This window comes from Dyella dinghuensis, assembly GCF_003977615.1.
Lineage (GTDB): Bacteria > Pseudomonadota > Gammaproteobacteria > Xanthomonadales > Rhodanobacteraceae > Dyella_B > Dyella_B dinghuensis.
Genome location: NZ_RYZR01000006.1, coordinates 516,535 through 540,128, shown reverse-complemented (window position 1 = coordinate 540,128; position 23,594 = coordinate 516,535). Strand labels below are relative to the sequence as shown.

14 protein-coding genes are annotated in these 23,594 nt (G+C 61.1%); 6 read left to right on the top strand and 8 right to left on the bottom strand.

What is annotated here, in order from left to right:
- Positions 1–5: 5 nt before the first annotated feature.
- Positions 6–1,988, bottom strand: coding sequence for a sialate O-acetylesterase (locus EKH79_RS13415; protein ID WP_199754328.1), 1,983 nt, complete (start codon positions 1,986–1,988; stop codon positions 6–8).
- A gap of 194 nt (positions 1,989–2,182) precedes the next feature.
- Here EKH79_RS13415 and EKH79_RS13410 point away from each other — a divergent pair, with 194 nt between their 5' ends.
- On the top strand, positions 2,183–3,265 hold the full coding sequence (locus tag EKH79_RS13410; protein ID WP_126674318.1) for a LacI family DNA-binding transcriptional regulator: 1,083 nt from the start codon (positions 2,183–2,185) through the stop codon (positions 3,263–3,265).
- Positions 3,266–3,268: 3 nt separating this feature from the next.
- On the opposite strand, the gene EKH79_RS13405 is transcribed toward EKH79_RS13410, so the two are convergent.
- The 3 genes from EKH79_RS13405 to xylB form a co-directional block, all read right to left on the bottom strand.
- Positions 3,269–4,708, bottom strand: a complete 1,440-nt coding sequence (locus EKH79_RS13405) for a sugar porter family MFS transporter (RefSeq protein ID WP_126674317.1) — start codon at positions 4,706–4,708, stop codon at positions 3,269–3,271.
- A 150-nt stretch (positions 4,709–4,858) separates the two neighbouring features.
- Positions 4,859–6,190, bottom strand: coding sequence for a xylose isomerase (gene xylA / locus EKH79_RS13400; RefSeq protein WP_126674316.1), 1,332 nt, complete (start codon positions 6,188–6,190; stop codon positions 4,859–4,861).
- Between the two features lie 54 nt (positions 6,191–6,244).
- Positions 6,245–7,756, bottom strand: coding sequence for a xylulokinase (xylB, locus tag EKH79_RS13395; RefSeq protein WP_126674315.1), 1,512 nt, complete (start codon positions 7,754–7,756; stop codon positions 6,245–6,247).
- A gap of 454 nt (positions 7,757–8,210) precedes the next feature.
- On the opposite strand from xylB, the gene EKH79_RS13390 reads away from it, so the two are divergent.
- Positions 8,211–11,438: a TonB-dependent receptor gene (locus EKH79_RS13390; RefSeq protein WP_233590304.1), complete on the top strand. Its 3,228-nt coding sequence runs from the start codon at positions 8,211–8,213 to the stop codon at positions 11,436–11,438.
- Positions 11,438–13,672, top strand: coding sequence for a cellulase (locus tag EKH79_RS13385; protein ID WP_233590303.1), 2,235 nt, complete (start codon positions 11,438–11,440; stop codon positions 13,670–13,672). Before EKH79_RS13390 ends, EKH79_RS13385 begins: the two co-directional genes overlap by 1 nt.
- A 131-nt stretch (positions 13,673–13,803) precedes the next feature.
- On the opposite strand, the gene EKH79_RS13380 is transcribed toward EKH79_RS13385, so the two are convergent.
- From EKH79_RS13380 to EKH79_RS13370, 3 genes are all read right to left on the bottom strand, one after another.
- A complete protein-coding gene (locus tag EKH79_RS13380) occupies positions 13,804–14,970 on the bottom strand; it encodes a XylR family transcriptional regulator (RefSeq protein ID WP_126674314.1) in 1,167 nt (388 codons plus the stop codon).
- Positions 14,971–15,052: 82 nt separating this feature from the next.
- Positions 15,053–16,012: a transaldolase gene (tal, locus tag EKH79_RS13375; RefSeq protein ID WP_343192850.1), complete on the bottom strand. Its 960-nt coding sequence runs from the start codon at positions 16,010–16,012 to the stop codon at positions 15,053–15,055.
- A gap of 111 nt (positions 16,013–16,123) precedes the next feature.
- Positions 16,124–16,885, bottom strand: a complete 762-nt coding sequence (locus EKH79_RS13370) for a bestrophin-like domain (RefSeq protein WP_126674312.1) — start codon at positions 16,883–16,885, stop codon at positions 16,124–16,126.
- A gap of 159 nt (positions 16,886–17,044) precedes the next feature.
- Here EKH79_RS13370 and EKH79_RS13365 point away from each other — a divergent pair, with 159 nt between their 5' ends.
- A complete protein-coding gene (locus EKH79_RS13365; protein WP_126674311.1) occupies positions 17,045–17,842 on the top strand; it encodes an undecaprenyl-diphosphate phosphatase in 798 nt (265 codons plus the stop codon).
- Positions 17,843–17,858: 16 nt separating this feature from the next.
- Here the strand turns inward: EKH79_RS13365 and EKH79_RS13360 are convergent, their stop codons facing one another.
- A complete protein-coding gene (locus EKH79_RS13360) occupies positions 17,859–18,833 on the bottom strand; it encodes a LysR family transcriptional regulator (protein ID WP_126674310.1) in 975 nt (324 codons plus the stop codon).
- 146 nt (positions 18,834–18,979) lie between these two features.
- On the opposite strand from EKH79_RS13360, the gene EKH79_RS13355 reads away from it, so the two are divergent.
- Entirely contained in the window at positions 18,980–20,230 is a 1,251-nt protein-coding gene (locus EKH79_RS13355) for an efflux RND transporter periplasmic adaptor subunit (RefSeq protein ID WP_126674309.1), read from the top strand.
- A gap of 174 nt (positions 20,231–20,404) precedes the next feature.
- Positions 20,405–23,593: an efflux RND transporter permease subunit gene (locus EKH79_RS13350; protein WP_126674308.1), complete on the top strand. Its 3,189-nt coding sequence runs from the start codon at positions 20,405–20,407 to the stop codon at positions 23,591–23,593.
- Position 23,594 lies beyond the last annotated feature (1 nt).

Below are 23,594 nucleotides of genomic sequence, written 5' to 3'. Positions count from 1 at the left end.
GTTCATCAATGCGTGGCGGAAAAGTCGAGCTGGAACGGGCCGGCGGGCAGACCCGCTTCATCGTAGAGATTGACGAGCGGGCTGTCGGCCCACGCGTAGCGCACGCGCGTGGCAGCAGGCACCGAAGCATGCAGGATCACTTCATGATCGTTTCGAATCTCCGCATGAGCGGAACGGCAGCTATCGTCTTGGGTACCGCATAGTTCGAAGCCGAGCAAGTCATCGCCGCCGTGAGCGAGCAGCTTGCCACTGATGTCGCCGAAGCTGACGACGACGGCATCGCCTTCGTGCCTCGACGAAAGCGGGATCGGACCGGACGGCGTCAGCGCTTCGCCATACACCACGTGACGCGCCGCGCGCGCCAGACGGCGGCCCAGTTCCTGTTTGTTCGCTGGATGGATGTCGCTGTGCTCGCCAATGTCGATGGTGATGGCGATACCGCTGTGCGCGTCCTCCTGCGCCACCAGCCGCTGCGCCTCGCGCAGAGCCGCGCTTCCGCTTACGACAGGATGTGTTGGCACGGCACCGTAGTTGGCTATTTGCACGATCAGCAACGGCAGGTTGGCGCCGAAGCGCGCGCGCAACTCATCACGCAGCGCTTCCAGCATTTTGCGATAGTTGCCGGCTTCGCCGGTGTTGGATTCACCCTGGTACCACAAAGCGCCGCGCAAACCGTAATGGCCGAGCGGCGCGATCATGCCGTTGTACAGCGTCGTCTTGCCCGAAGCCGACAGCCAGGGCGCCAACGGCGGCGTGCCCGCCGCGAGCGGCACCTTGCGGTATTGCCAACCCGCATCGTCGAGCGGCACGGACGATCCATCTGCAAAATGCAGTGCACGCGTCGAGGCCGGCCCGATGATGCCGCCGCCTGCATAGGTATTCAGCGCATTCACCACGATCACGTTGTCGCCCGCGTGCAGCAAACCGTTGGGCAAGGTGTAACGGCGATCTGCACCACCGTAACTGCTGCCGACACCGCGGCCGTTCACCCAGGTTTCGTCGACTTCATCGACATTGCCGAGCCACAGCGTCGAGGCCTGTGCAGCTTGTGCCGCAGTCAGCTTGACGGTGGTGCGGTACCACAACATGCCGTTGAAGCTGGCCAGTTCCGGCAAACCCCATTGCTGGTAGTCGCCCATCGCATGCGGCGCTTCGTGCCAGCCATCGTTCGACGCGCCCGGTCGCCATGGTTCATCACTGGCGGCGGGTTCGCCCTTCGCTGTATCCGGCAACGCGCGCCACCATCTCGCCCAGATCTCGCCCCACGTTGCGTTGGCGGCTTGCGGATCGTTGGCGTATGTCGCGAGTACGTCCAGCGCCTCGTCGTAGCCGCCGGCCCCGCGAAGCGAAGCGGCATCCAGCCATGCCTCGATGCGCGAACCGCCGAGCGATGCGTTGATCAATCCCTGCGGCACTTTTTCCGTCTTCTGCAATTCGCGCGCGAAGTAGTAGCACGCAGCGGAGAAATTCGGCACGTTTTCTGACGTAGCGGGAAGCCACGGCGCGGCTCCGCTAAAGCTATCTTGAGCGGCGGGCGTGGCCGTTTGCGGGACACGCAACATGCGAATCGAATCGTTATGCGCCTCCCCGATTTCACCGTCCGCATTCAACGTGCGCCGCACGGGCAGTTCCATGTTCGATTGCCCGCTGCACAGCCAGACATCGCCAATCAGGATGTCGTTGGCCGTTTGGGTGGCGGTGCCCGAATGGACCTGCAGCGTGTACGGGCCGCCGGCTTTTTGCGTGGGCAGTTGCGCTTGCCAGTCGCCGTGCTTGTCGGCGCGAGCGGTTACGTGCTCGCCAGCAAAATCGACCTGAACCTGCGCGCCGGGTTGCGCATGGCCCCACACCGGAATGGGACGGTCGCGTTGCAGTACCGTGTGATCCTGGAAAACGGGTGCGAGCAGGGCGGGGTTATCGTCGGCAGCCTGTGCGCCGATGGCGACGCACAACAGCACAAGCATCAGGGCCGTGCGCGGCTGACGCATCAAAACGTGAGGCAGGATGAACTTCACCATGCGTGATGTCCCGGTGTGAAAAGAAAGAAGGGGTGTCTGGCTGCAGCCAAGCGAATGCGTGAATGGCGCGATGCGCGCCGCCCAAACCAAGCCGTCGATGGGTGTATCGCTACCACCATGCAGGGATTTGTGGGCAGAATGAACCGAAGCATCCCGGGCATCGCATGCCCACACATCGCTTCAGGGAAAGCCTCTTGCAGAAGTCCACAAAGAAATCGATACGCCGCAAAGGTCACGCGGTCACGATCGGCGAAGTCGCCAAACGCGCCGGTGTGTCGCCGATGACGGTGTCGCGCGTCGTCAACGGCACTGGCAACGTGCGCGAATCCACGCGTGAACGTGTGAAGCGCGTGGTGAGCGAGCTGGACTACACGCCCAACCTCGCCGCCAGCGCGCTGGCCACCGCGCAGGGCACGCGCATTGCGCTGATCTATTCCAATCCCAGTACCGCCTATCTGAGCGAATTGCTGGTGGGCGCGATGCGCGGCGTCACTCGTTCGGCGGCGCAGCTGGTGATCGAGGCGTGGAACGAACGCGATCCCGATGCCGAACGCGCTGCCGCGCGTGCGTTGGCGCGAAGCGTGTCCGGCGTGATCCTGCCGCCGCCGTTGTGCGAATCGGACGTCGTGGTCGCGGAACTCGTGCGTGCTGGCGTTCCGGTGGTGGCGATTGCTTCGGGCCGTCCGCGTACCGGCGTTTCCAGTGTACGCATCGACGACTTCCACGCCAGCCGCGAGATGGCGGCTTACCTCATCGGCAAAGGTCACACGCGCATCGGCTACATCAAGGGCGATCCGAACCAGACAGCAAGCCAGTTGCGTTACGAAGGTTTCCTCGCCGCGTTGCACGATGCGGGCATCAAACCGGATCGCGCGCTGGTGCAACAAGGCCGCTTCACCTATCGCTCGGGCCTGCGTACCGGCGAAAAGCTGCTCGCGCAGCGCAAGCCGCCTACCGCGATCATTGCGAGCAACGACGACATGGCGGCTGCCGTCATTTCCGTCGCACATCGTCGCGGGCTTGATGTGCCGGGCGATCTTTCCGTCGTGGGCTTCGACGACACCTCTGCCGCCACCACCGTCTGGCCGGAACTGACGACGATTCGACAGCCGATTGCGGCGATGGCCGATTCGGCCATCGACATCCTGCTGCGCGCGATTCGCGGCAGGGAAGAAGCCAAGGTGATGGTCGATCACATGGTTGCGCATGTGCTGGTCAAGCGAGGCTCGGTGGCTGCACCGGAGTAAGCCTCAGCCTTCCATCTGCTCAAGTTCCTTGCCGCGCGTTTCGCGCACCCAACGCGACACGAAATACACCGATAGCGCCGCGGCTACGGTGTAAATGCCGTAGGCGCCAGCGAGGCCGATGCCGGCCAGCAAGATCGGAAACGTCACGGTGATAAGGAAGTTGGACGACCACTGCGCCGCACCTGCTACCGCGAGTCCCGAGCCGCGGATCTGATTCGGAAACATCTCGCCCAGCATCACCCACATCACCGGACCCCAGGAAAGATTGAAGAAGCACACGTAGGCATTGGCTGCGACGAGCGCCAATTTGCCCATACCGGGAGAGAGCGCGAGTTTGCCCGCAGCGTCCAGTGAAGCACTGGCGAAAGCCACCGACACCAGCGCGAGCGTGATGGCCATGCCGACCGAACCGATCCACAGCAGCGGTTTGCGCCCGATGCGATCGATCAGAAAGATGGTGACGATGCATGCACCGATGGACAGCGCGCCGGAGATCACGTTGATCAGCAACGCGTCGCTTTCGGAAAAACCAACCGCCTGCCACAGCACCGCGCCGTAGTAGAACACCACGTTGATGCCCACCAGCTGCTGGAAGGTGGCCAGGCCGATGCCCACCCACACGATGGTGCGCAGCTTGCCTTTGCTCTTGTCGATGAGATCGGAGAGCCGGGGGCGATGATGATCGGCGGACAACGACGCGTCGATCTCATCGAGCTTGATCGATGCCGCAGCGTGGCCATAGAGCTTGGCGAGCACAGCGAGCGCCTGTTGCTGGCGCTTCTTCACCACCAGGAAGCGCGGGCTTTCGGGAATCGTCAGCAACAGCAACAGAAATAACGTGGAAGGAATCGCCTGCATCCAGAACATCCAGCGCCACGCGGCCTGGTTCAACCACAGCGGTTCGGTGGATGCGCCTGCTGCGCGTGCCAACAGGTAGTTGCTCAGGAAGGCGCAGAACAATCCGCTGATGATGGCGATCTGCTGCATCGTGGCGAGTCGTCCGCGATAGCGTGCCGAGGCGACTTCCGCGATATAGGCCGGCGACATCACGCTGGCCGCACCCACGGCAATGCCACCGATCACACGTGCTGCCACGAAAAACACGGCGCTTCCCGCTGCGCCTGCCGCGGTCGCCGAAAGCAAAAACAGTATGGCTGCGACGATCAGCACCGTGCGCCGCCCCCAGCGGTCTCCCAATCGACCTGCGAAGAACGCACCGAATGCGCAACCCAGCAGCATCGACGCCACTTCGAATCCCACGCCAGCGGAGCTTGATTGAAAGGCCTGCTTCAAGCCATCGACGGTGCCGTTGATAACGCCGCTGTCAAAGCCGAACAGAAAGCCGCCGATGGTGGCCACGCAACTGATGAGGATGATGAAACGTGTGTTCTCCGCACCGTCGTTCTCGACGTCAGTGGCAGGAGCGAGCGTGATGCCATGCATGAACTTCCCCTCAGTTGCGACGCAGTGGATTCGCTGCGTGCGGGTTGCAGTGTTGCTTGGTTGGATCGGTGCCCACCCCCGTGGGCGCCTGGATCTTCCGATGCGATACCACCCTGCGGCGGTATCGCATCGATGTCAGTGTTGCAGTGCTTAACGCACCAGATACTGGTTTAGCAGGTTTTCGTAGCGTTCCTGCTTGCCGCTGATCTGTTTCGGTTCGCCGCTTGATGCCGCCAGCGCAGTGAGATCGGTGAGCTTGAGCTTGCCGCCTTCGAAATCTTTGCCGGCGCCGCTGTCGAAGCTGGCGTACCGCTCCTTGCGCCATTGTTCCCACGGCGACTTCGTCAGCAGCGCGTGCGCCACTTCCAGACCGCGCGCGAACGCATCCATGCCGCCGATGTGCGCAAGGAATAGATCATCCAGATCGGTGGACTCGCGGCGCACCTTCGCATCGAAGTTCAAACCGCCTTGCAGGCCGCCCTGACGCAGCACCACCAGCATCGCGCCAACGGTGTCGTACAGATCGCTCGGGAACTGGTCGGTGTCCCAACCGTTCTGAGCGTTGCCGCGATTGGCGTCGATGCTACCGAGCAGGCCGTGATCGGAAGCGACCTGCAGATCGTGTTCGAACGTGTGGCCTGCCAGCGTGGCGTGATTGGCTTCGATATTGAGCTTGAAGTCTTTCTCAAGACCGTGCTTCAGCAGGAAGCCCGCGACAGTGCCGCTATCGAAGTCGTACTGATGCTTCATCGGCTCCATCGGCTTGGGCTCGATCAGGAAGTTGCCCTTCAGGCCGATGCTACGGCCGTAGTCGCGCGCCATCGTCAGGAAACGCGCGAAGTGTTCGATCTCGCGCTTCATGTTCGTGTTGTGCAGGCTGGCATAACCTTCGCGGCCACCCCAGAACACATAGTGCTCGCCGCCCAGTTCCACCGTGGCATCCAGCGCGTTTTTCACTTGCACGGCGGCGCGCGTCACCACGTTGAAATCCGGATTGGTGGACGCGCCATTCATGTAACGCGGATGCGAGAACAGATTGGCCGTGCCCCACAACAGCTTCACGCCCGTGGCCTGCTGGCGTTCTTTCGCCATCGCGACCATGTGCCTGAGGTTTTTCTCGTACTCGCCGATGTCGTCGGCATCCGGCGCGAGGTCAATGTCGTGAAAGCACCAGTACGGCACGCCAAGCTTGGAAAAAAACTCGAACGCAGCGTCTACTTTTGCTTCAGCAGTGGCCAGCGGCGTGGCAGCGGCCCACGGAAAATGACGCGTGCCCGGACCAAACGGATCATGACCGGCATTGCAGAACGTATGCCAGTAACACACGGCGAAGCGCAGATGCTCGGCCATCGTCTTGTCGCCGATTTTCTTGTTGGCGTCGTAATGCTTGAAGGCCAGCGGGTTGTCCGAGTCGCGGCCTTCGAAAGTGATTTTGCCGATGCCAGGGAAATATTCGCGCTTGCCGATGAAGGGGGTACTCATGCTGAAAATCCTGTCGATGCCGATGTGAGGTGGCTGGAAAAGTGGAAACGCGGATCAGCCAGACGCAGGCTGACGCTCCGCATACAAAGCTTTGGCGTCATCGAGATGACGCAGGAACTGTCGATAAGCCGGCCGGTAAGCCGCGACGGCCTGCGCGTCGGGATACGTGGCAAGCGCCGTGTTGAGTTGCACGTGTTCGCGGGCGATGGCGGCAAGATCGGCGTCGGCGTTGCTGGTTTTCTCCAGCGCCCACAGTGCTTGCAGTGCGGCACCGAGTGCAGCGCCTTCGGCTTGTGTGGGCACTTCCACCGGCAGCGCGAACACATCGGCCACCATCTGCCGCCACGTGGCGCTTTGGCTGCCGCCACCGGTCAGGCGGATCGCGTCGAATCCCATGCCGGCCGCCTGCAACAGGTCGTAGCCGTTGCGCAGTGCATACGTGGCGCCTTCCATCGCGGCGCGGTAGACGTTGGCGCGGGTGAAGTTGTTCAGATCGAGATTGAACAGGCCGCCGCGCGCAAGCGGCAGATCGGGCGTGCGCTCGCCGTTGAAGAACGGCAGCATCACCAGACCATGGGCACCGGGTGTGGTGTCGGCCATGACGGTATCTCCGTCGCGCGTGCTGAAGCCGAACGCTTTCGCCACCGCTTCGGTGGCGACCGTGCAGTTCATCGTGCAGATCAGCGGTAGCCAGCCGCCGGTGGAAGAGCAGAACGCGGCCCAGCCGCCCGCTTCGTCCACAATCGGTTGCGCAGCATAGGCGAACAAGGTGCCGGAGGTGCCAAGGCTCATGCTGAGCACGCCGGGCGTCACGTTGCCCGTGCCGATCGCAGCCATCATGTTGTCGCCGCCGCCGGCGGAGACACGCACGCTGCGCGGCAAACCCAGTTCTTCGGCGATGACCGGCGAGATAGTGAAACTCGCATCGGCCGCAACCAGCGGCGGCAGCAACGCGGACAGATCGCGCTGCGCGTCCGTGGCGGCCAGCAGCGGTTTGGACCATTGGCGCGTGCGCACGTCCAGCCAGCCGGTGCCGGAGGCGTCGCCGTATTCCATCCAGCGCTCGCCGGTGAGCCAGAAGTTCACGTAATCGTGCGGCAGAAGAATGCTGGCCAGCCGCGCATACGCTTCCGGGCGGTGCTTGCGCGTCCACGTCAGCTTGGAAGCGGTATAGCCGGCGAGAATAGGGTTGCCGGCAAGCTTCACGCACTCTTGCGCGCCACCCACCGTATCCATGATTTCCGCGCATTCGGCTTGCGTGCTGGTGTCGCACCACAACTTGGCGGGCGCCAGCACCTTGCCGGCAGCGTCCAGCGGAACGAAACCGTGCTGCTGGCCCGACACGCCAATGGCCGCCACCCGCTTGCGCAGGGCGGGGTCGAGTTTGGCGAAGCAGGCGCGGATCGCGTCGATCCACCACGCCGGGTGCTGCTCGCGGCTGCCGTCGTCGCCGGCAATCAGCTCCAATGCCTGCCCATGGGTGGCCACTACGCAGCGATCGGCAGGATCGTAGACGACCAGCTTCACGCTCTGGGTGCCGGCATCGATACCGACGACAAGACTCATAGAGGGTTATCCGTAACTAAAAAAGTGTTAGCGCTACCAAAAAAACTAAATGAAAGACGGCAGACTGGCAAGGAGACGATCCTTGTTCATGATTTACTGTTTGAGCTGATACGTGTCATGACGCGATGCGGAAGGGTCAGGGTACAAACGTGATGTGACGCTACGGTGCAAGGTTTTTGCATCACAACAAATTCGTGTTGTGCGCGATGCGCGAACAGGGCAAAACGCATTTCATTGCGGCAACCGCAAATGAAGAAACATCAAGGCGCGCCTGCAATTTCGTAATTGTCTGATCTCGTGCCATCCGATTCACTACGCAAACGCTGGATAGGGCACAAACGCGGAATCCGTCACATAAGGTTCCGCGTGGGGTCCATCGTAAATATCAAAAAACATCAAAAAACGAGCAAGCGGCATGCGCCGCGGGCGAATCATGCACGAGGGGAGCGCTAACATGATCGGCAAGAAGCAATCGTTGCCATGGCAACAGCGACGCACGAATCCGCTTTCGGCGGCTTCGTTGTCCAGCGTTCGATTGGCAAGCGCCATCGCATTGGGACTGGCCCTGACGTACGCGCCAGGTGCACTGCATGCCCAGGATGCGAACCAGACGACGACGGCGCCGGCACCGCAGACCAATGCGACCGGCCAGGCCGCCAACAACAGCAAACCGGCCGACAAGACCAAGGCCAAGACGAAAGACCAGAAGGACGTCCAGGACCTGGACGGCGTCACGGTGACCGGCATTCGCGCGAGCTTGCAGACGTCGCAGTCGCTGAAGCAGAACGCCAGCCAGATCGTCGACTCCGTCACCGCGACGGATATCAACGCCCTGCCCGACCGCAGCGTGACCGAAACGCTGCAGCGCATCAGCGGCGTGACGGTGGACCATTATCTGGCCGATGACGACCCGGACCATCCGTCCGCCGAAGGCAGTGCCGTGCTGATCCGCGGCCTGCCCTACGTCGCCAGTTTGCTCAACGGCGGCGAAAGCTTCTCGGCCAACAACGGCCGCGCGCTGAGCTTCGAAGATGTGCCGGCCGAATTGATGGAAGGCGTGGATGTCTACAAGAACCCGTCGGCCGAAATGATCGAAGGTGGCATCGGCGGCACGGTCGATCTGCGCACGCGCCAGCCGTTCGACTCACCGGGTCAGGTGATCGGCTTCTCCACCGGCGTCAACGAAGGCGACATGGAGAAGAAGAGCAAGCCCTCCTCTTCGTTCCTGTATAGCAACCGCTGGAAGACCGAAAACCTCGGCGAATTCGGCGCGCTGCTCGACGTGTCCTACTCCGAGCTGGCGTCGCGTTCCGATGGCGTCCAGGTCAACCCTTATGTGCTGGAGCCGGCCGACAATCTCGGCAATTGCGGCAATGTTCCGTGCGAACCCACGTCGGCCAACGGCAACGTCGCCATTCCGGGCGACATCAACTATTACCAGATGGACATGCAGCGCAGGCGCACCGGTCTGTATGGCGCGTTGCAGTGGCGTCCTACGAATGATCTGGAAATCTCCACACGTTTGTTCCGCTCCATCTACAACCTGCAGTGGGTCGAGCACGAAGTTCAAGCCAACGAAGGCAACTATTTCAACATGGTGCCGGTGCCGGGCACGACGTTCGACTACAACGGCAACGGCGTCTTCCAGGACGGCGACATGGTGGCCAATTCGTGGCAGGGCTACGACCCCACCGCGAAGGCAACGTTGAACACGGGATACCCGCCGATCGGTGGCCCGAACTACTACGCGCTCACGCGTGAGCAAACGCAGTTCACGCGCACTACCGACTGGTCCACCGACTTCAAGTACAACCTCAACGATCACATGATCTGGTCGGGTGCGGTGCAGTTCGTCAAATCCACCTCCAACGAAGTGGACTTCACGGTGTACAACCAGTTCTTCATGCCGCCGGCCAACGTCAACGTGTCCGGCACGCCCGGCATGACGCTGTTGCCGAATCCCACGTACGCAACGATTCCGTCCAACACCACCAATCCGAACAGCCTGACCAACTACTCCAACTATTATCTCGGCGCGGCGCTGGATCACCTGGAATACGACTACGCGATGGAGCGTGCCTTCCGCACGGATCTCGAATACGACTTCGTGGACAACAACTGGCTGCAGTACGTCAAGGTCGGCGTGCGCGCAACCACTCACGACACCTACAGCAACAACAACAGCAGCAGCTACAACTGGGGTCCGATCAGTCAGGTGTGGCAGGGCTCGTCCATCTACAACGGCGGTACGCAGCCGCTGGACTGGGCCAACAACGTCCCGGCGTGGATGGAACAGCAGTTCACGATGAGCGACTTCTTCCGCGGCCAGGCGAAAGTCCCCACAACGCTGATCTTCCCCAGCACCGCGCTGGTAGGCAATTACTACGGCGCGATCTCCTCGTTGCGTGCGCTTGAATTGGACGGCGGCGCCGGTGGTTGGTGCCCGCAGTTCTTCACGTCGGCCGACGGTTGCACGCCGGCGTCGGGCATGAGCGCGGACTACATGCACGAATCGACGCAAGCCGGCTACGCCATGCTGTACTTCGGCAACGACAACGCGCTGGGCATTCCCTTTGATGGCAACATCGGCGTGCGCTTCGTCCGTACCAGCCTGAACGCCAACGGCTCGGTGACGTATCCGTCGTCGGATGCGATCCAGAACCCCACGGGTATCACGCCGGCCCAGATGGCTTTGTTCAACGGCATGACCACGCCGATCAACGGTGCCTACGACTATCACAACGTACTCCCCAGCCTGAACCTGCGCTTCAAGCTGACCGACGATCTGCAGTTGCGTCTGGCCGCGTCCAAGGGCATCACCCGCCCGGATATCAGCGAACTCAATTCCTACATGGTCATCGGCAGCTCGTGGACGTCGGCGGGCACCAGCTCGACGAGCCAGTCGGCCAAACTTGCCGGCTTCACCGCGACCTCGGGCGGCAACCCGGACCTGAAACCGCTGGAAGCCAACCAGTTCGACGCCGCGCTGGAGTGGTACTTCGCGCCGACCAGCGAGCTGTACGTCACGCTGTTCAAGAAGGACCTCTCCAACTACACCACGACCGAAGTCCATCAGCAGATTATCGACGGCGTACCCGTGGCGGTGAGCGGTCCGACCAATGCAGGCAAGGGCACCATCAAGGGCGCCGAGTTCGGCTACTCGCAGTTCTTCGATTTCCTGCCCGGCGCGTTCAAGGGTCTGGGCGTACAGGCCAACTACACCTTCCTGCAGAGCAGCAAGGTCTATAACACCACCTCGTGCGATCCGAACCACGGCAACGGCTCGTGCTCGGCCAACGATGTGGTCACCAACCCCGGCCTGCCGATGCAGGGCTTGTCGCCGCACAACTACAACATCACCGGCATGTACGAATCCGGTGACTGGTCGGCTCGCCTGGCCTGGTCGTGGCGCAGTCGCTACCTGATTACGCCCGTCGATTCGGGTGACACCTACCTGCCGATGTGGAACGCGTCGTCGGGCCAGCTCGATGGCTCGGTGTTCTACCACCTCAACAAGAACATGCAGGTCGGCCTGCAGGTGAACAACATCACCAACACCGTGCAGCGCGTGCTGATGGGCCCGACCAGCTACGTGAACGGCTACGTGGACTGGAATCTCTACACGCGTGCGCTGTTCATGACCGACCGCCGCTACGAGCTCGTGTTCCGCGCGAGCTTCTGATGATTACCCCCGCAGACAAGGCAAGCCGCTGGATGCTTGCCTGTCTGCTTTTTACCTCCGGCATGTGTGCGCATGCCAGCGATGCAGCCATCGCGTATCGCTTTGCCAATGTCCGCATCGGCGGCGGCGGTTTCGTCAGTGGATTGCTTTATCACCCCAGCGCAAACGATTTGCTCTACGCACGCACCGATGTCGGTGGTGCGTATCGATGGGATCCATCACACACGCAATGGATTCCGTTGCTCGATTGGCTTTCTGCCAGCGACAACAATCTCTACGGCGTGGACAGCGTCGCGGTCGATCCAAGCGATGCGAATCGGCTTTACCTGCTGACCGGCACTTATACCTACCCCAGTGCAGGCAATGGCGCAGTGCTGACTTCCACCGATCGCGGCGCGCATTTCACGCGCAGCGATTTACCGTTTCCGGTGGGTGGCAATGAGCAGGGCCGTAACAACGGCGAACGTCTGGCCGTCGATCCGAACGACGGACGCAGCTTGTTTCTTGGTTCGCGCACGGCTGGCTTGTGGCGCAGCATCGATCACGGCATGCACTGGAAACAGGTGCGCGATTTTCCCGCGATTGCTACGAGCACCGGCACGTTGGCAACCCACGGATCGCGCACGCAGCCGGTGGGCATTGTGTTCGTGGTTTTTGATCCGACCAGCGGCAAACCAGGCGAAGGAAGCCGCACGCTGTATGCCGGCGTGTCTACCCAAGACACCAGCCTCTACCGCTCAACCGACGGCGGCGAGCACTGGACGGCAGTCGCCGGACAACCCGTTGGTCTGCGACCCAATCACATGCAGCGCGCGGAAGATGGCGCGTATTACCTCACTTATGGCGATGAAGCCGGACCGGACAGAATGCACGACGGCTCGGTATGGAAATATACGCCGGCTAACGGGCAATGGACCGACATCACGCCATTACTACGCATAGCAGGCCAGCCCACCGGCTACGGGTGGAATGCAATCGCTCTCGATGCAAGCCATCCGCAAGTCTTGATGACGGCGACGTTTGCGCATTACACACCGAAGGACCTGTTGTTCCGCAGCACCGATGGCGGACAACACTGGCATGACGTCTTTGCACATTCGCAATTCGACACCGATCATCCCGTTTGGTTGAAGGAACACACGCCGCACTGGATTGCTTCCATCGCCATCGATCCGCACGACGCCGATCGCGCGTGGTTCGTTACCGGTTACGGCGTGTGGGCGACGCACGATCTGCGACAGGTCGATCACGGTGGCACAGTGCACTGGCAGTTTCTCGATGACGGGCTGGAAGAAATCGTCGCCAAAGCGATCATCAGTCCTGCTACCGGCGCGCACTTGATCAGCGCGATGTACGACATGGATGGTTATCGCCATGACGATCTCGATGTCGCACCACCGCAATTCAATGCGCCGCCGCGCTACACCGATGCGGATGATGTGGATGACGCGGGCAGCAAACCCAACGTGATCGTGCGCAGCGGCTGGTTGCGCACGCCGGCCGGCGGCGCCGTTCGCGCCGCGTATTCCACCGATGGCGGCAATCATTGGCACGCGTTCGCGAGCGAACCGGCCCATATGGAAGGCAGCGGTGGCGGCAGTATTGCTATCGCGGCCGATGCCAGCCGCGTCCTGTGGTTTCCGCGCGATGCAAAGCACGGTTATCTCACGAACGACTTCGGCCAGCACTGGCAGGTGATCGACGGACTGGAAGGGCATGTACGCGTGGTCGCAGATCGCGTCGATCCCCATCGCTTCTATGCAGTCGATGCAGAACAGAAAACGATTTTCACCAGCCATGATGGCGGCGTGCACTTTCAACCAATCCATGGCGCGATGGGCCAATTCGCTTCCAAGGCTTCGCATCTGCGTCTGCAAGCGGCGCCGGATGCAGCGGATCAGTTTTACCTGTCCAGTCACGACGGACTCGTTCGCGGCAGCGACGATGGAGCCTTGTCCACCACCGCTGGCGAACTGACTAGCGTGGATGCCTTCGGCTTTGGCATGCCTGCGCCTCAGCACTCGCAAATTGCAATCTACGCGGCGGGAAAGCGCGGTAACGAACAAGGCATCTTTCGCTCCGTCGATGGCGGCCAGCACTGGCAACGCATCGACGACGACGCACATCGCTACGGAGCCATCAGCATGATCACCGGCGATCCGCGCGTGTTTGGCCGCGTTTATTTCGGCACCAGCGGACGCGGCATCGTCTATGGCGATCCAGCAGAACCGTGAGTCGCCCATCGCATGTATCTGCCAACGCGCCGCCACCTGATCGGATTGTTCTTCATCCTCTTCGGCATGTTCGTCGTGGGCGTGATCCTGACGGCCGCTCTGTCGCCACCGCGATAAACAACGCAAATGCGTCAGACGCGCAGCTTTTCCAGATACTGTTTCGGCGTGCAGTCGAACTCACGCCGGAACACCGCGTACATGTATTGCAGCGACGTGAAGCCACTGCGCACGGCCACATCCGACAGCGAGATCGACGGATCGGCCAGCATATGCCGCGCTGTTTCCAGCTTGTGCTCCAGAATCACCTGATGCACAGATTTCTTCAGCTCGCGCTTGAAATGTTCCTCCAGCGGCGTGCGTGAAATACCGACGTAATCGGCAACCTGTTCGGTCTTGATGCCCATGCAGGCGTACTGGCGGATGTAATGCCGCGCGCGCATCACATACGGGCTCACGATGCATTGATGCTGGCTGCTGGCTTGCACATTGATGCCCACCGGCGGCACCAGGATGCGCGTCGTCGAGCAATCGCCACCGTGCAGCATCTGATGCAGCAGTTGTGCGGCGGTGCGCCCCATTTCTTCGGCGCCCTGGATCACCGACGTCAGCCGGATGCAGCTGAGCATCTGCACGATCGGGTCGTTATCGATACCGACAATGGCAACTTGTTCCGGCACCGGCACGTCGGCCACGATGCACGCTTGCAATAGTTGTCGTGCACGCGCATCGGTGGCAGCGATGATGCCGATGGGCTTGGGCAGTGAACGTACCCATTCGGCGACATCTTCCTGCGCGCGGCCCCAGCCGCCCGCGTTGGTCGGCGAGCCGTGATAGATGATGCCGTCCAGGCCATCGTCGTCCGTCATCTTGCGAAACCAGCTCTCGCGCTCGTACGCCCAACGATTGCCCGGTTCCGGCGGCTTGCCGAAGAACGCGAAACGTTCCAGACCGTGCTCGATCAGATGATCGTAAGCGGTGCGCACCAGCTTCTGGTTGTCGGTGGCGACGTAGGGAATGTTGCTCGGGTAATGCGCTTCGTTGGCATAGGAGCCGCCCACCGCGACCACTGGCAGCGGCAGCGCCGAGACGGCCTCTGCCACGATGGGATCGTCGAAGTCGGCGATGATGCCGTCGCCGCGCCACAGGTGGATACCGGCGGTGCGGCTGCGGAAATCTTCTTCCATGAAGAGATCCCACTTCACGCGCGTGAAGGTGAGATGCTGACCGATGCCCGTGATGACCTGCCGGTCGTAGACCTTGTTGGCGTTGAACAGCAGCGCAATGCGATAGGGCGACATAGGAGCGGTCAATTCAAAAGCAGGCCGACGGCGACCGGTCCAACGCTGACAAGGGCAGGCGACTCAGTCAATCCCACTTTCCTCACAGCTTCGCGGCTAGCAAGGCCTCCAGCTTACGCTGATCCGCCGCGAACTTGCGGATGCCGTCGGCGAGCTTGTCGGTGGCCATGGCGTCTTCGTTGTGGCCCCAGCGGAAGGCGGCTTCGTTGATTGGCGCAATGCGAGGCTCGCGCGTGCCGTTATCGCTCAGCGCGCGCGCCAGCGGATTCTCGTCCTGCTGCAGCTTTTCCAGCAGGTCCGGACTGATGGTGAGACGGTCGCAACCCGCCAGCGCCTGGATCTGGCCGACGTTGCGGAAGCTGGCGCCCATGACGACGGTGCTGAAGCCATGCTGCTTGTACCAGCTGTAGATGCGGCGCACCGACTTCACGCCGGGATCCTCGTCGGGTGTGTAGCTCTTGGTAGCGGTATTGGCGACGTACCAATCCATGATGCGGCCGACGAAAGGCGAGATCAGGAACACGCCAGCCTCGGCGCAGGCCACGGCCTGCTCGAAGGAGAACAGCAGGGTGAGGTTGCACTGGATGCCGCGCTTTTCCAGCTGCTCGGCCGCACGAATACCTTCCCAGGTGGAAGCGATCTTGATCAGGATGTGTTCGCGCTTCACGCCGGCCTGGTCATACATGCCGATCAGGCGTTCGGCCTTGGCCATCGTGGCGTTGGTGTCGAAGGACAGGCGCGCGTCGACTTCGGTAGAAACGCGACCGGGCACGAGTTTCACGATCTTGCAGCCCACCGCCACGGCCAGATGGTCCCCGGCGTCGACCAGTTGCTGCTCACGCGAGTTGCTCTGCGACTTGGCCCACGCCACCGCTTCGTCGATCAGCGGCGCGTAAGCCGGTATTTCAGCGGCCTTGAGCAGCAACGACGGATTGGTGGTCGCATCCACCGGCTTGTAACGGGCGATGGCTTCGATGTCGCCGGTGTCGGCGACCACGGTGGTGTACTGGCGCAATTGTTCGAGTTGTGTGCTCACGGGTATCGGCCGGGTCGATGGATAGAGCACCTATTGTCCGGGCTGCCCGACATAGCGCACAAGACATTCCGCCGACCCGGTAATGTCTGGTCTCTTTCAACAGCCAGCTGCGCCGCATCACCCGCCGATATGACTTAGCGCCTCCCGCAGCGGCGCGACGGAAATATTGATAAACCCGTCGAGCGGCGTATCCATTTCCAGAATGACGTAGATCGCCCCCGCAGCCGAAAACGCACACATCACGAAGAAGAAGATCAAGGTGTTGTTGTGCGGCGAGAACAAGCCGAATGCGGCAAAGATGATCGAAAGCCAGGTAACGAGCACGAACAATAGCGCGATCGGAATCGAGCCGCGTCGTTGCAGCAGCGCAAGCCAACGTGCGGCGAAAACGTCATCGGCCAACTCCATGCACCGCGATTGAAGATGTTCTTGCAGCATTGTTTTGGGTGTAAGCCCGGCAAGCTCATGCTGGAAATGATGGATTTCGCCGACCATTTCGGGCGTTTCCAGTCGCTGTAACTCGCTTTCCCTGCCCGATCCCAATACGTCGATCCACTTGGCGTAATTGATTTTCAGTTCCTGGCGCAACGGCATCGTTTCCGGGCCGTATTCGGCGAGGTTGCGATCGAGCTGGATGATCTTCACGGCGTTGCGCACGAGATCCGCGTTCACCGTATCGAAGGAATTTTTCGCCGAGGAAATCAACAGGCCGAGCACCAGTGCGGCGATCGTAGCGATAAGACCGGTGGCGAGTTTGATCGTACTGGTCGATTCTTCGTTGAGATGGTGATCGGGCAGATGCGTGCGCCACCACAGGCCCAGCATGGCCATCGCAAATACCCAGACGAAGACGACTAATGCAATGAGCAGATGAACCATGGGCCCTCCGCAGGCGAACGCACTTGTTACGTCGTTCCCGAACAGTCCGTGACGACGATCCCCCGATCGGCCGCCAACTCCCCGACTTGCAGCGCGATGGTACTCCGCTCGCCAAGCGGTAGCGCAAGCTATGCTTCAGATATCTGAGGGAGAGATCACGTGCACGATCTGATCCGCGTCCTGCTGCTGGGCATCATCGAAGGCGTGACCGAATTCCTGCCGATCTCCAGCACGGGGCATTTGCTGATCGCCGAAGATTTCGGGCTTGGAGCACGGTCGGATCTTTTCAACGTCGGCATTCAGGCCGGCGCCATCCTCGCGATAACGTTGATTTACTGGAAACGTATCTGGCAGCTGCTCACGCAGTGGCGCGAGCGCAGTAATCGCGACTATCTGTGCAAACTTCTCGTGGCGTTCCTGATCACCTGCGTGCTCGGCATCGTCGTTACGCATTACGGTTTCAAACTACCGGAAACGATCACGCCCATCGCCTGGGCATTGTTGATCGGCGGGTTCTGGATACTCGCGGCGGAAGCGGTCGCTGCGCGGCAGGCCGACCGAAAAGACATCACGTGGCGCGTCGCGATACTCGTCGGCATCGCGCAAATCGTCGCAGGTATTTTTCCCGGCACATCGCGTTCCGGTGCGACGATTTTCACGGCCATGCTTGCCGGCACGAGCAATCGGGCCGCCGCAACGGAATTTTCGTTCCTCGTCGGCATTCCAACGATGTATGCCGCAACGGCTTACGAGTTGCTCAAAGTGCTGAAACATGGCGGCGCAGCGCACGAAGACTGGACGGCCTTGATCGTTGGCTTCGTCGTTTCGCTGGTCGTGGCATTTATCGTGGTGAAGTGGCTGCTCGGCTACATCCGCACGCATCGCTTCACGTGGTTTGCGATGTATCGCATTGCGTTGGGGGCTGCGTTGTTGCTGCTGATTCCCAACGGCGCCTAAGCTCACCGGCAACGCATTACTGCGTACGCGTCGCCGGCTTTTCCTTCTTCGGCATAAACGATTCGACAATCGGCCCCGGCGCCACCTGGCAGACCGATTCGAACGGACGCTCGAACAACTCACGCGCCCATTCGATAAACGCCTGCACACGCGCCGACAGATGTTTCTTCTGGGGATAGACGATCCATACCGATTTACCGGTGGAAACCGTGTCCGTCATGATCGGTTCGAGTTTTCCGAAATCGAGCATGCAGGCGGCGAGCACGTGCGGCGCCTGGATGATGCCCAGCCCCGCCACCGCAGCCTGGATCACGGATTCGCCGTCGTTGATAAGCATGTGCGCATCGACGTCCACATCGACGCGGCCAGTCGGCGTTTCGAACTGCCACTGACGCGGACGGCCGTTGGGATACACGTAGTTGATGCAGCGATGATTTTTCAGATCGTCGATGGTGGTCGGCGAACCGTGCTTCTGCAGGTACTCCGGCGAGGCAAGCAGCACATTCCGGAAGTAGCCGATCTTGCGCGCGATAAGGCTGGAATCCTCCAGCTCACCCATGCGGATGGCGCAGTCCACGCCTTCCTCGTTGAGGTCGTAGGGGTAGTCGCACATCATCAGTTCGAGCCGGATATCCGGGTAGCGGCGCTCGAAGTCGCTGAGCTGCGGAATGATCGCCGCACGTCCCACCGAGACCGACATGCCCACTCGCAACTTGCCTTTGGGTTTGCGGTTGGCGTACCCCAGCGCCTCGGTCGCCTCGTTGAGATCGGTAAGGATCTCCTTGCAACGTGCGTAGAACGAGGCCCCATCGTCGGTTAAACGCAGGGCACGTGTGGAGCGGAACAGCAATCGGGCACCCAGATGCTCTTCCAGACGGGATACCGCGCGGCTGACACCCGACGGCGTCATGCCCAATTGGGCAGCCGCCGAGGCAAAACTCTTGGCTTCGACCACACGAACGAAGGCGGATATAGCTGAAAAGTCTTCCATGGGACCGATTATGCACCCATTCGTGACTGAGAGTCACGAGTCATATGATTACTAAACGGGTTTTCTATACTGGTTAGTATACCTAATATTCCGTTCCCTGATCGTGCTGCATTGCGGCACGAAGGTATAGAGAGGGAGCGAGAAAGATGTTGAAGAAAACCATTCTAGCCAGCCTGGTCGTTGTCGCGATTGGCGGCAGCTGGGCTCTTTTAGGCAGCCACGGCGCGCATGCCCAAGCCGCCGCGGGCGCAGCCCTGCCCCAGGTCACCGTGGCCGAGGCGATGGTGCGCCCGGTCAGCGACAGCGCCGATTTCACCGGCCAGCTGCAGGCCGTCGACACCGTCGATGTGCGCCCGCGCGTGGGCGGCTACGTAAACTCTGTGGAATTCAAGGAAGGCACTGACGTGCATCAGGGCGATGTGCTGTTCCGCATCGACCCGCGCCCGTTCCAGGCGGAAGTGGACAGGCTGACCGCCAACCGCGCGCAAGCCCAGGCCCAACTTGGGCTGGCGCAGGCCAATGCGGCACGCGCGAAGCGTCTGCTTGAACAACACGCAATTTCGCAGGAAGACGCCGACAGCATGAGCACCGGCGAACAAAGCGCGAACGCAACGCTCGCCGCCGCCACTGCTGCGCTTGCCACCGCAAAGCTCAACCTGGATTGGACACAGGTGCGTGCACCGATCGATGGCCGCGTAAGCAACGCGCGCATCATGCCGGGCAACCTGGTGACCAGTTCGGATGTGCTGACCAGCGTCGTGTCGATCAATCCCGTCTACGTATATTTCGATGTCGATGAACAAACGTGGTTGAAACTGGATCGTCTGCGCCGCGATGTTGCCAAGAACGGTGGCGCCGCACGCATCGAAGCAACGATGGGTCTGGCCGATGAGCAGGGTTATCCGCACATCGGCCGCATCGACTTTGTCGACAACCAGGTGCATGCGAACTCCGGAACCATGCGCCTGCGCGCGGTATTCGACGACGAAGGCGGATTGCTGACACCCGGTTTGTACGCACACGTGCGTCTGCAAAGCGGTCAGCCGCGTCCGCGTTTGCTGGTCGATGATCGTGCCGTGGGCACCGATCTGGGCAATCAATTCGTCTATGTAGTCGATGCGAAGCACAAGGTGGAGTACCGCAAGGTCGATACCGGCCCGCTGTTTCACGGATTGCGCGTGATCGATAACGGTTTGAACGCGGGCGATGTCGTCGTCATCAACGGTTTGCAGCGCGTACGTCCTGGTGCAGAAGTGACACCGCAACAGGTCGCGATGGACTCACGCCTCGATCCGCAAGACAAAGCACTGGTCGATGCGGCAGCCACCAATCTGGATGGCAGTGACACGCGCACCGCGCAGGCGAATACCGCTACGCCAAAGCACCCGCAAGGCTGACGCCTTCTTCCCCTCCCCTTTGGGGAGAGGACCGAGGTGAGGGGCGGCTCTTGCGACCGAACCGCATCGAAGCCCTCGCGTATTGAACGCAAACGCAAAGCCAGCCCCTCTCACCAACCCTCTCCCCGGAGGGGAGAGGGGGCCTTTACGGCAAGAACGATCGAGAACCAAACCATGAAAAACATTGCCCAGTTTTTCGTTGATCGGCCAATCATGGCTGCGGTGCTGTCGCTGATCTTCGTGATCGCGGGAAGCATCGCCGTCTTCAAATTGCCGATTGCCGAATATCCCGAAGTCGTGCCGCCCACCGTGGTGGTGCACGCCAGCTATCCGGGCGCCAACCCGGAGGTGATTGCCGAAACAGTGGCCACACCGCTGGAAGAGCAGATCAACGGCGTTGAAGGCATGCTTTACACCTCCTCGCAGGCCACCAGCGACGGCACGATGACGCTGACGGTGACGTTTGCGCTCGGCACCGATCTCAACAACGCACAGGTCGAAGTACAGAACCGCGTGGCGCAGGCACTGCCGAAGCTGCCGGAAGAAGTGCAACGCCTTGGCGTGACGACGCAGAAGAGTTCGCCCGACCTGACGATGGTCGTGCATCTGACGTCGCCCGATAAGCGTTACGACATGCTCTATCTGTCGAACTACGCACGCCTGCACGTGAAGGACCTGCTTGCTCGCCTCGACGGTGTTGGCGACGTGCAGATTTTCGGCGCCGGCGAATACAGCATGCGCGTCTGGCTGGACCCGCAGAAGCTCGCCCAACGCAACATGACCACCGGCGACGTCGTGCACGCGATCCAGGAGCAGAACGTGGCCGTGGCGGCCGGTGCGCTGAATGCGCCGCCGGTGCCGGGCAACACGGACTTCCAGCTCAATATCAACACGCAGGGCCGCCTCAGCACCGTCGACGATTTCCGCAAGATCATCGTGCGCACCGATGCCGATGGCAGCGTGGTGCATTTGAGCGACGTCGCACGTGTCGAGCTTGGCTCCGATCAATACGCGCTGCGCAGCCTACTCAACAACCAACCGGCCGTCGCGATTCCGATCTTTGCACGCCCGGGTTCCAACGCCATTCAAATCTCCAATGAAGTTCGCGCCACCATGGCCGAGCTGAAGAAGGAGTTCCCGGAAGGCGTTGACTACAGCATCGTTTACGATCCGACGGTATTTGTGCGCGGCTCGATTGAGGCCGTCGCTCATACGCTACTGGAAGCGATCTTCCTCGTCGTGCTCGTGGTGATCCTGTTCCTGCAGACGTGGCGCGCGTCGATCATCCCGCTGGTTTCTGTGCCGGTTTCGTTGATCGGCACATTCGCGGTGATGTATCTGGTCGGATTCTCGCTCAACGCGCTATCGCTGTTTGGCCTGGTGCTGGCGATTGGTATCGTGGTCGACGATGCCATCGTCGTGGTGGAGAACGTCGAGCGCAATATCGAACTCGGCTACACGCCGCGCGAAGCGACGCGTCGCGCGATGAACGAGGTGACAAGCCCGATTGTCGCCACGGCACTCGTGCTGTGCGCCGTGTTTATTCCGACCGCGTTTATCAGCGGCCTGACCGGCATGTTCTATCGCCAGTTCGCGCTGACAATCGCCATTTCCACCGTGATCTCCGCGTTCAACTCGTTGAGCCTGAGTCCGGCGCTCGCTGCGGTGCTACTCAAAGGTCACGACGCACCGAAAGATCGCCTGACGGTGTGGATCGACAAAGCCTTTGGTTGGCTGTTCCGTCCTTTCAACCGCATGTTCCATCGCGGATCGGATCGCTACGTCGGCGCCGTGCGTCGCATCGTCGGCAAAGGTCCGGTGGCGCTGGTGTTGTATGCCGGTCTGATCGGCCTGACGTGGGTTGGTTTCAGCCATGTGCCGATGGGCTTCGTACCTGCGCAGGATAAGCAGTATCTGGTGTCGTTTGCGCAGCTGCCTGACGCTGCGTCGCTCGATCGCACGGAAGATGTCATTCAGCGCATGTCGGCGATTGCCTTGAAGCAACCCGGTGTCGAAAGTGCGGTGGCATTCCCCGGTCTCTCCATCAACGGTTTTACCAACAGCACCAACGCGGGCATCGTGTTCGTGACGTTGAAGCCGTTTGACGAACGCCGCGATCCGTCGTTGTCAGCCGGTGCGATTGCCGGGGCGCTGAATCAGAAGTTCCTGTCGATCCAGGATGCGTACATCGCCATCTTCCCGCCACCGCCCGTGCAGGGCCTCGGCACGATCGGTGGTTTCCGCCTGCAGGTCGAGGATCGCGGACAGCTTGGTTTCGATGAGTTGTACAAGCAAACGCAGAACCTGATTGCGCAGAGCCAGAAGGTGCCGGCGCTGGCTGGGTTGTTCTCCAGCTATCAGGTGAGCGTGCCGCAGATCGATGCTGATGTGGATCGCGAGAAAGCAAAAGCCGAGGGTGTAGATCTGGCCGATGTCGATCAAACCATGCAGGCGTATCTCGGCTCGCTCTACGTCAACGACTTCAATCGCTTTGGACGCATCTATCAGGTGAACGTGTCGGCCGAGCCGGGCTACCGTCACGAACCGGAAGACATCTCGCAATTGAAGACGCGCAACGCGAAGGGCGACATGATCCCCTTGGGTTCGTTCGTGACGGTGCATCGCACGGCCGGTCTTGAACGCGTGATGCATTACAACGGTTACGTGACGGCCGAAATCAACGGCGGCCCTGCGCCAGGCTTTAGCTCCGGCCAGGCACAGGCGGCGATGGAAAAGCTGGCGAACGACAATCTGCCCAATGGCATGAGCTACGAATGGACCGAACTGACGTATCAGCAAATCCTCGCCGGCAACACCGCAGTTCTCGTGTTCCCGTTGTGTGTGCTGCTGGTGTTCCTGGTGCTGTCGTCGCTGTATGAAAGCTGGTCGCTGCCGTTGGCGGTGATCCTGATCGTGCCGATGGTGTTGCTCTCCGCGATCGCCGGTGTATGGCTGTCCGGTGGTGACAACAACATCTTCACGCAGATCGGCTTGATCGTGCTCGTTGGTTTGGCGTGCAAGAACGCGATTCTGATCGTGGAGTTTGCGCGCGAACGTCAGCATGAAGGCATGAGCCGTCACGAAGCGGTGCTGGAAGCGGCTCGCCTGCGACTGCGCCCGATCCTGATGACGTCGATTGCGTTCATCATGGGCGTCGTCCCGCTGGTGACCTCGCACGGTGCCGGTGCGGAGATGCGTCACGCGATGGGTGTGGCGGTGTTCTCCGGCATGCTCGGCGTCACCATCTTCGGCCTGATCTATACGCCTTTGTTCTATGTGCTGATCCGCGCCGTGGTGGAACGCCGCGAAGCGCGCAAGAAACAACAGCACGCATCCACGTTGCCCGCTTTGGAGGGCCATTGAG

What these genes read in the sequence shown, in the direction of transcription:
- xylB (WP_126674315.1), bottom strand. Translation starts at nt 7,756, where the DNA reads ATGAGTCTTGTCGTCGGTATCGATGCCGGCACCCAGAGCGTGAAGCTG.
- EKH79_RS13360 (WP_126674310.1), bottom strand. Translation starts at nt 18,833, where the DNA reads ATGGAAGACTTTTCAGCTATATCCGCCTTCGTTCGTGTGGTCGAAGCC.
- EKH79_RS13405 (WP_126674317.1), bottom strand. Translation starts at nt 4,708, where the DNA reads ATGCATGGCATCACGCTCGCTCCTGCCACTGACGTCGAGAACGACGGT.
- EKH79_RS13355 (WP_126674309.1), top strand. Translation starts at nt 18,980, where the DNA reads ATGTTGAAGAAAACCATTCTAGCCAGCCTGGTCGTTGTCGCGATTGGC.
- EKH79_RS13390 (WP_233590304.1), top strand. Translation starts at nt 8,211, where the DNA reads ATGATCGGCAAGAAGCAATCGTTGCCATGGCAACAGCGACGCACGAAT.
- EKH79_RS13380 (WP_126674314.1), bottom strand. Translation starts at nt 14,970, where the DNA reads ATGTCGCCCTATCGCATTGCGCTGCTGTTCAACGCCAACAAGGTCTAC.
- EKH79_RS13370 (WP_126674312.1), bottom strand. Translation starts at nt 16,885, where the DNA reads ATGGTTCATCTGCTCATTGCATTAGTCGTCTTCGTCTGGGTATTTGCG.
- EKH79_RS13415 (WP_199754328.1), bottom strand. Translation starts at nt 1,988, where the DNA reads ATGCGTCAGCCGCGCACGGCCCTGATGCTTGTGCTGTTGTGCGTCGCC.
- EKH79_RS13410 (WP_126674318.1), top strand. Translation starts at nt 2,183, where the DNA reads ATGCCCACACATCGCTTCAGGGAAAGCCTCTTGCAGAAGTCCACAAAG.
- EKH79_RS13385 (WP_233590303.1), top strand. Translation starts at nt 11,438, where the DNA reads ATGATTACCCCCGCAGACAAGGCAAGCCGCTGGATGCTTGCCTGTCTG.
- EKH79_RS13350 (WP_126674308.1), top strand. Translation starts at nt 20,405, where the DNA reads ATGAAAAACATTGCCCAGTTTTTCGTTGATCGGCCAATCATGGCTGCG.
- xylA (WP_126674316.1), bottom strand. Translation starts at nt 6,190, where the DNA reads ATGAGTACCCCCTTCATCGGCAAGCGCGAATATTTCCCTGGCATCGGC.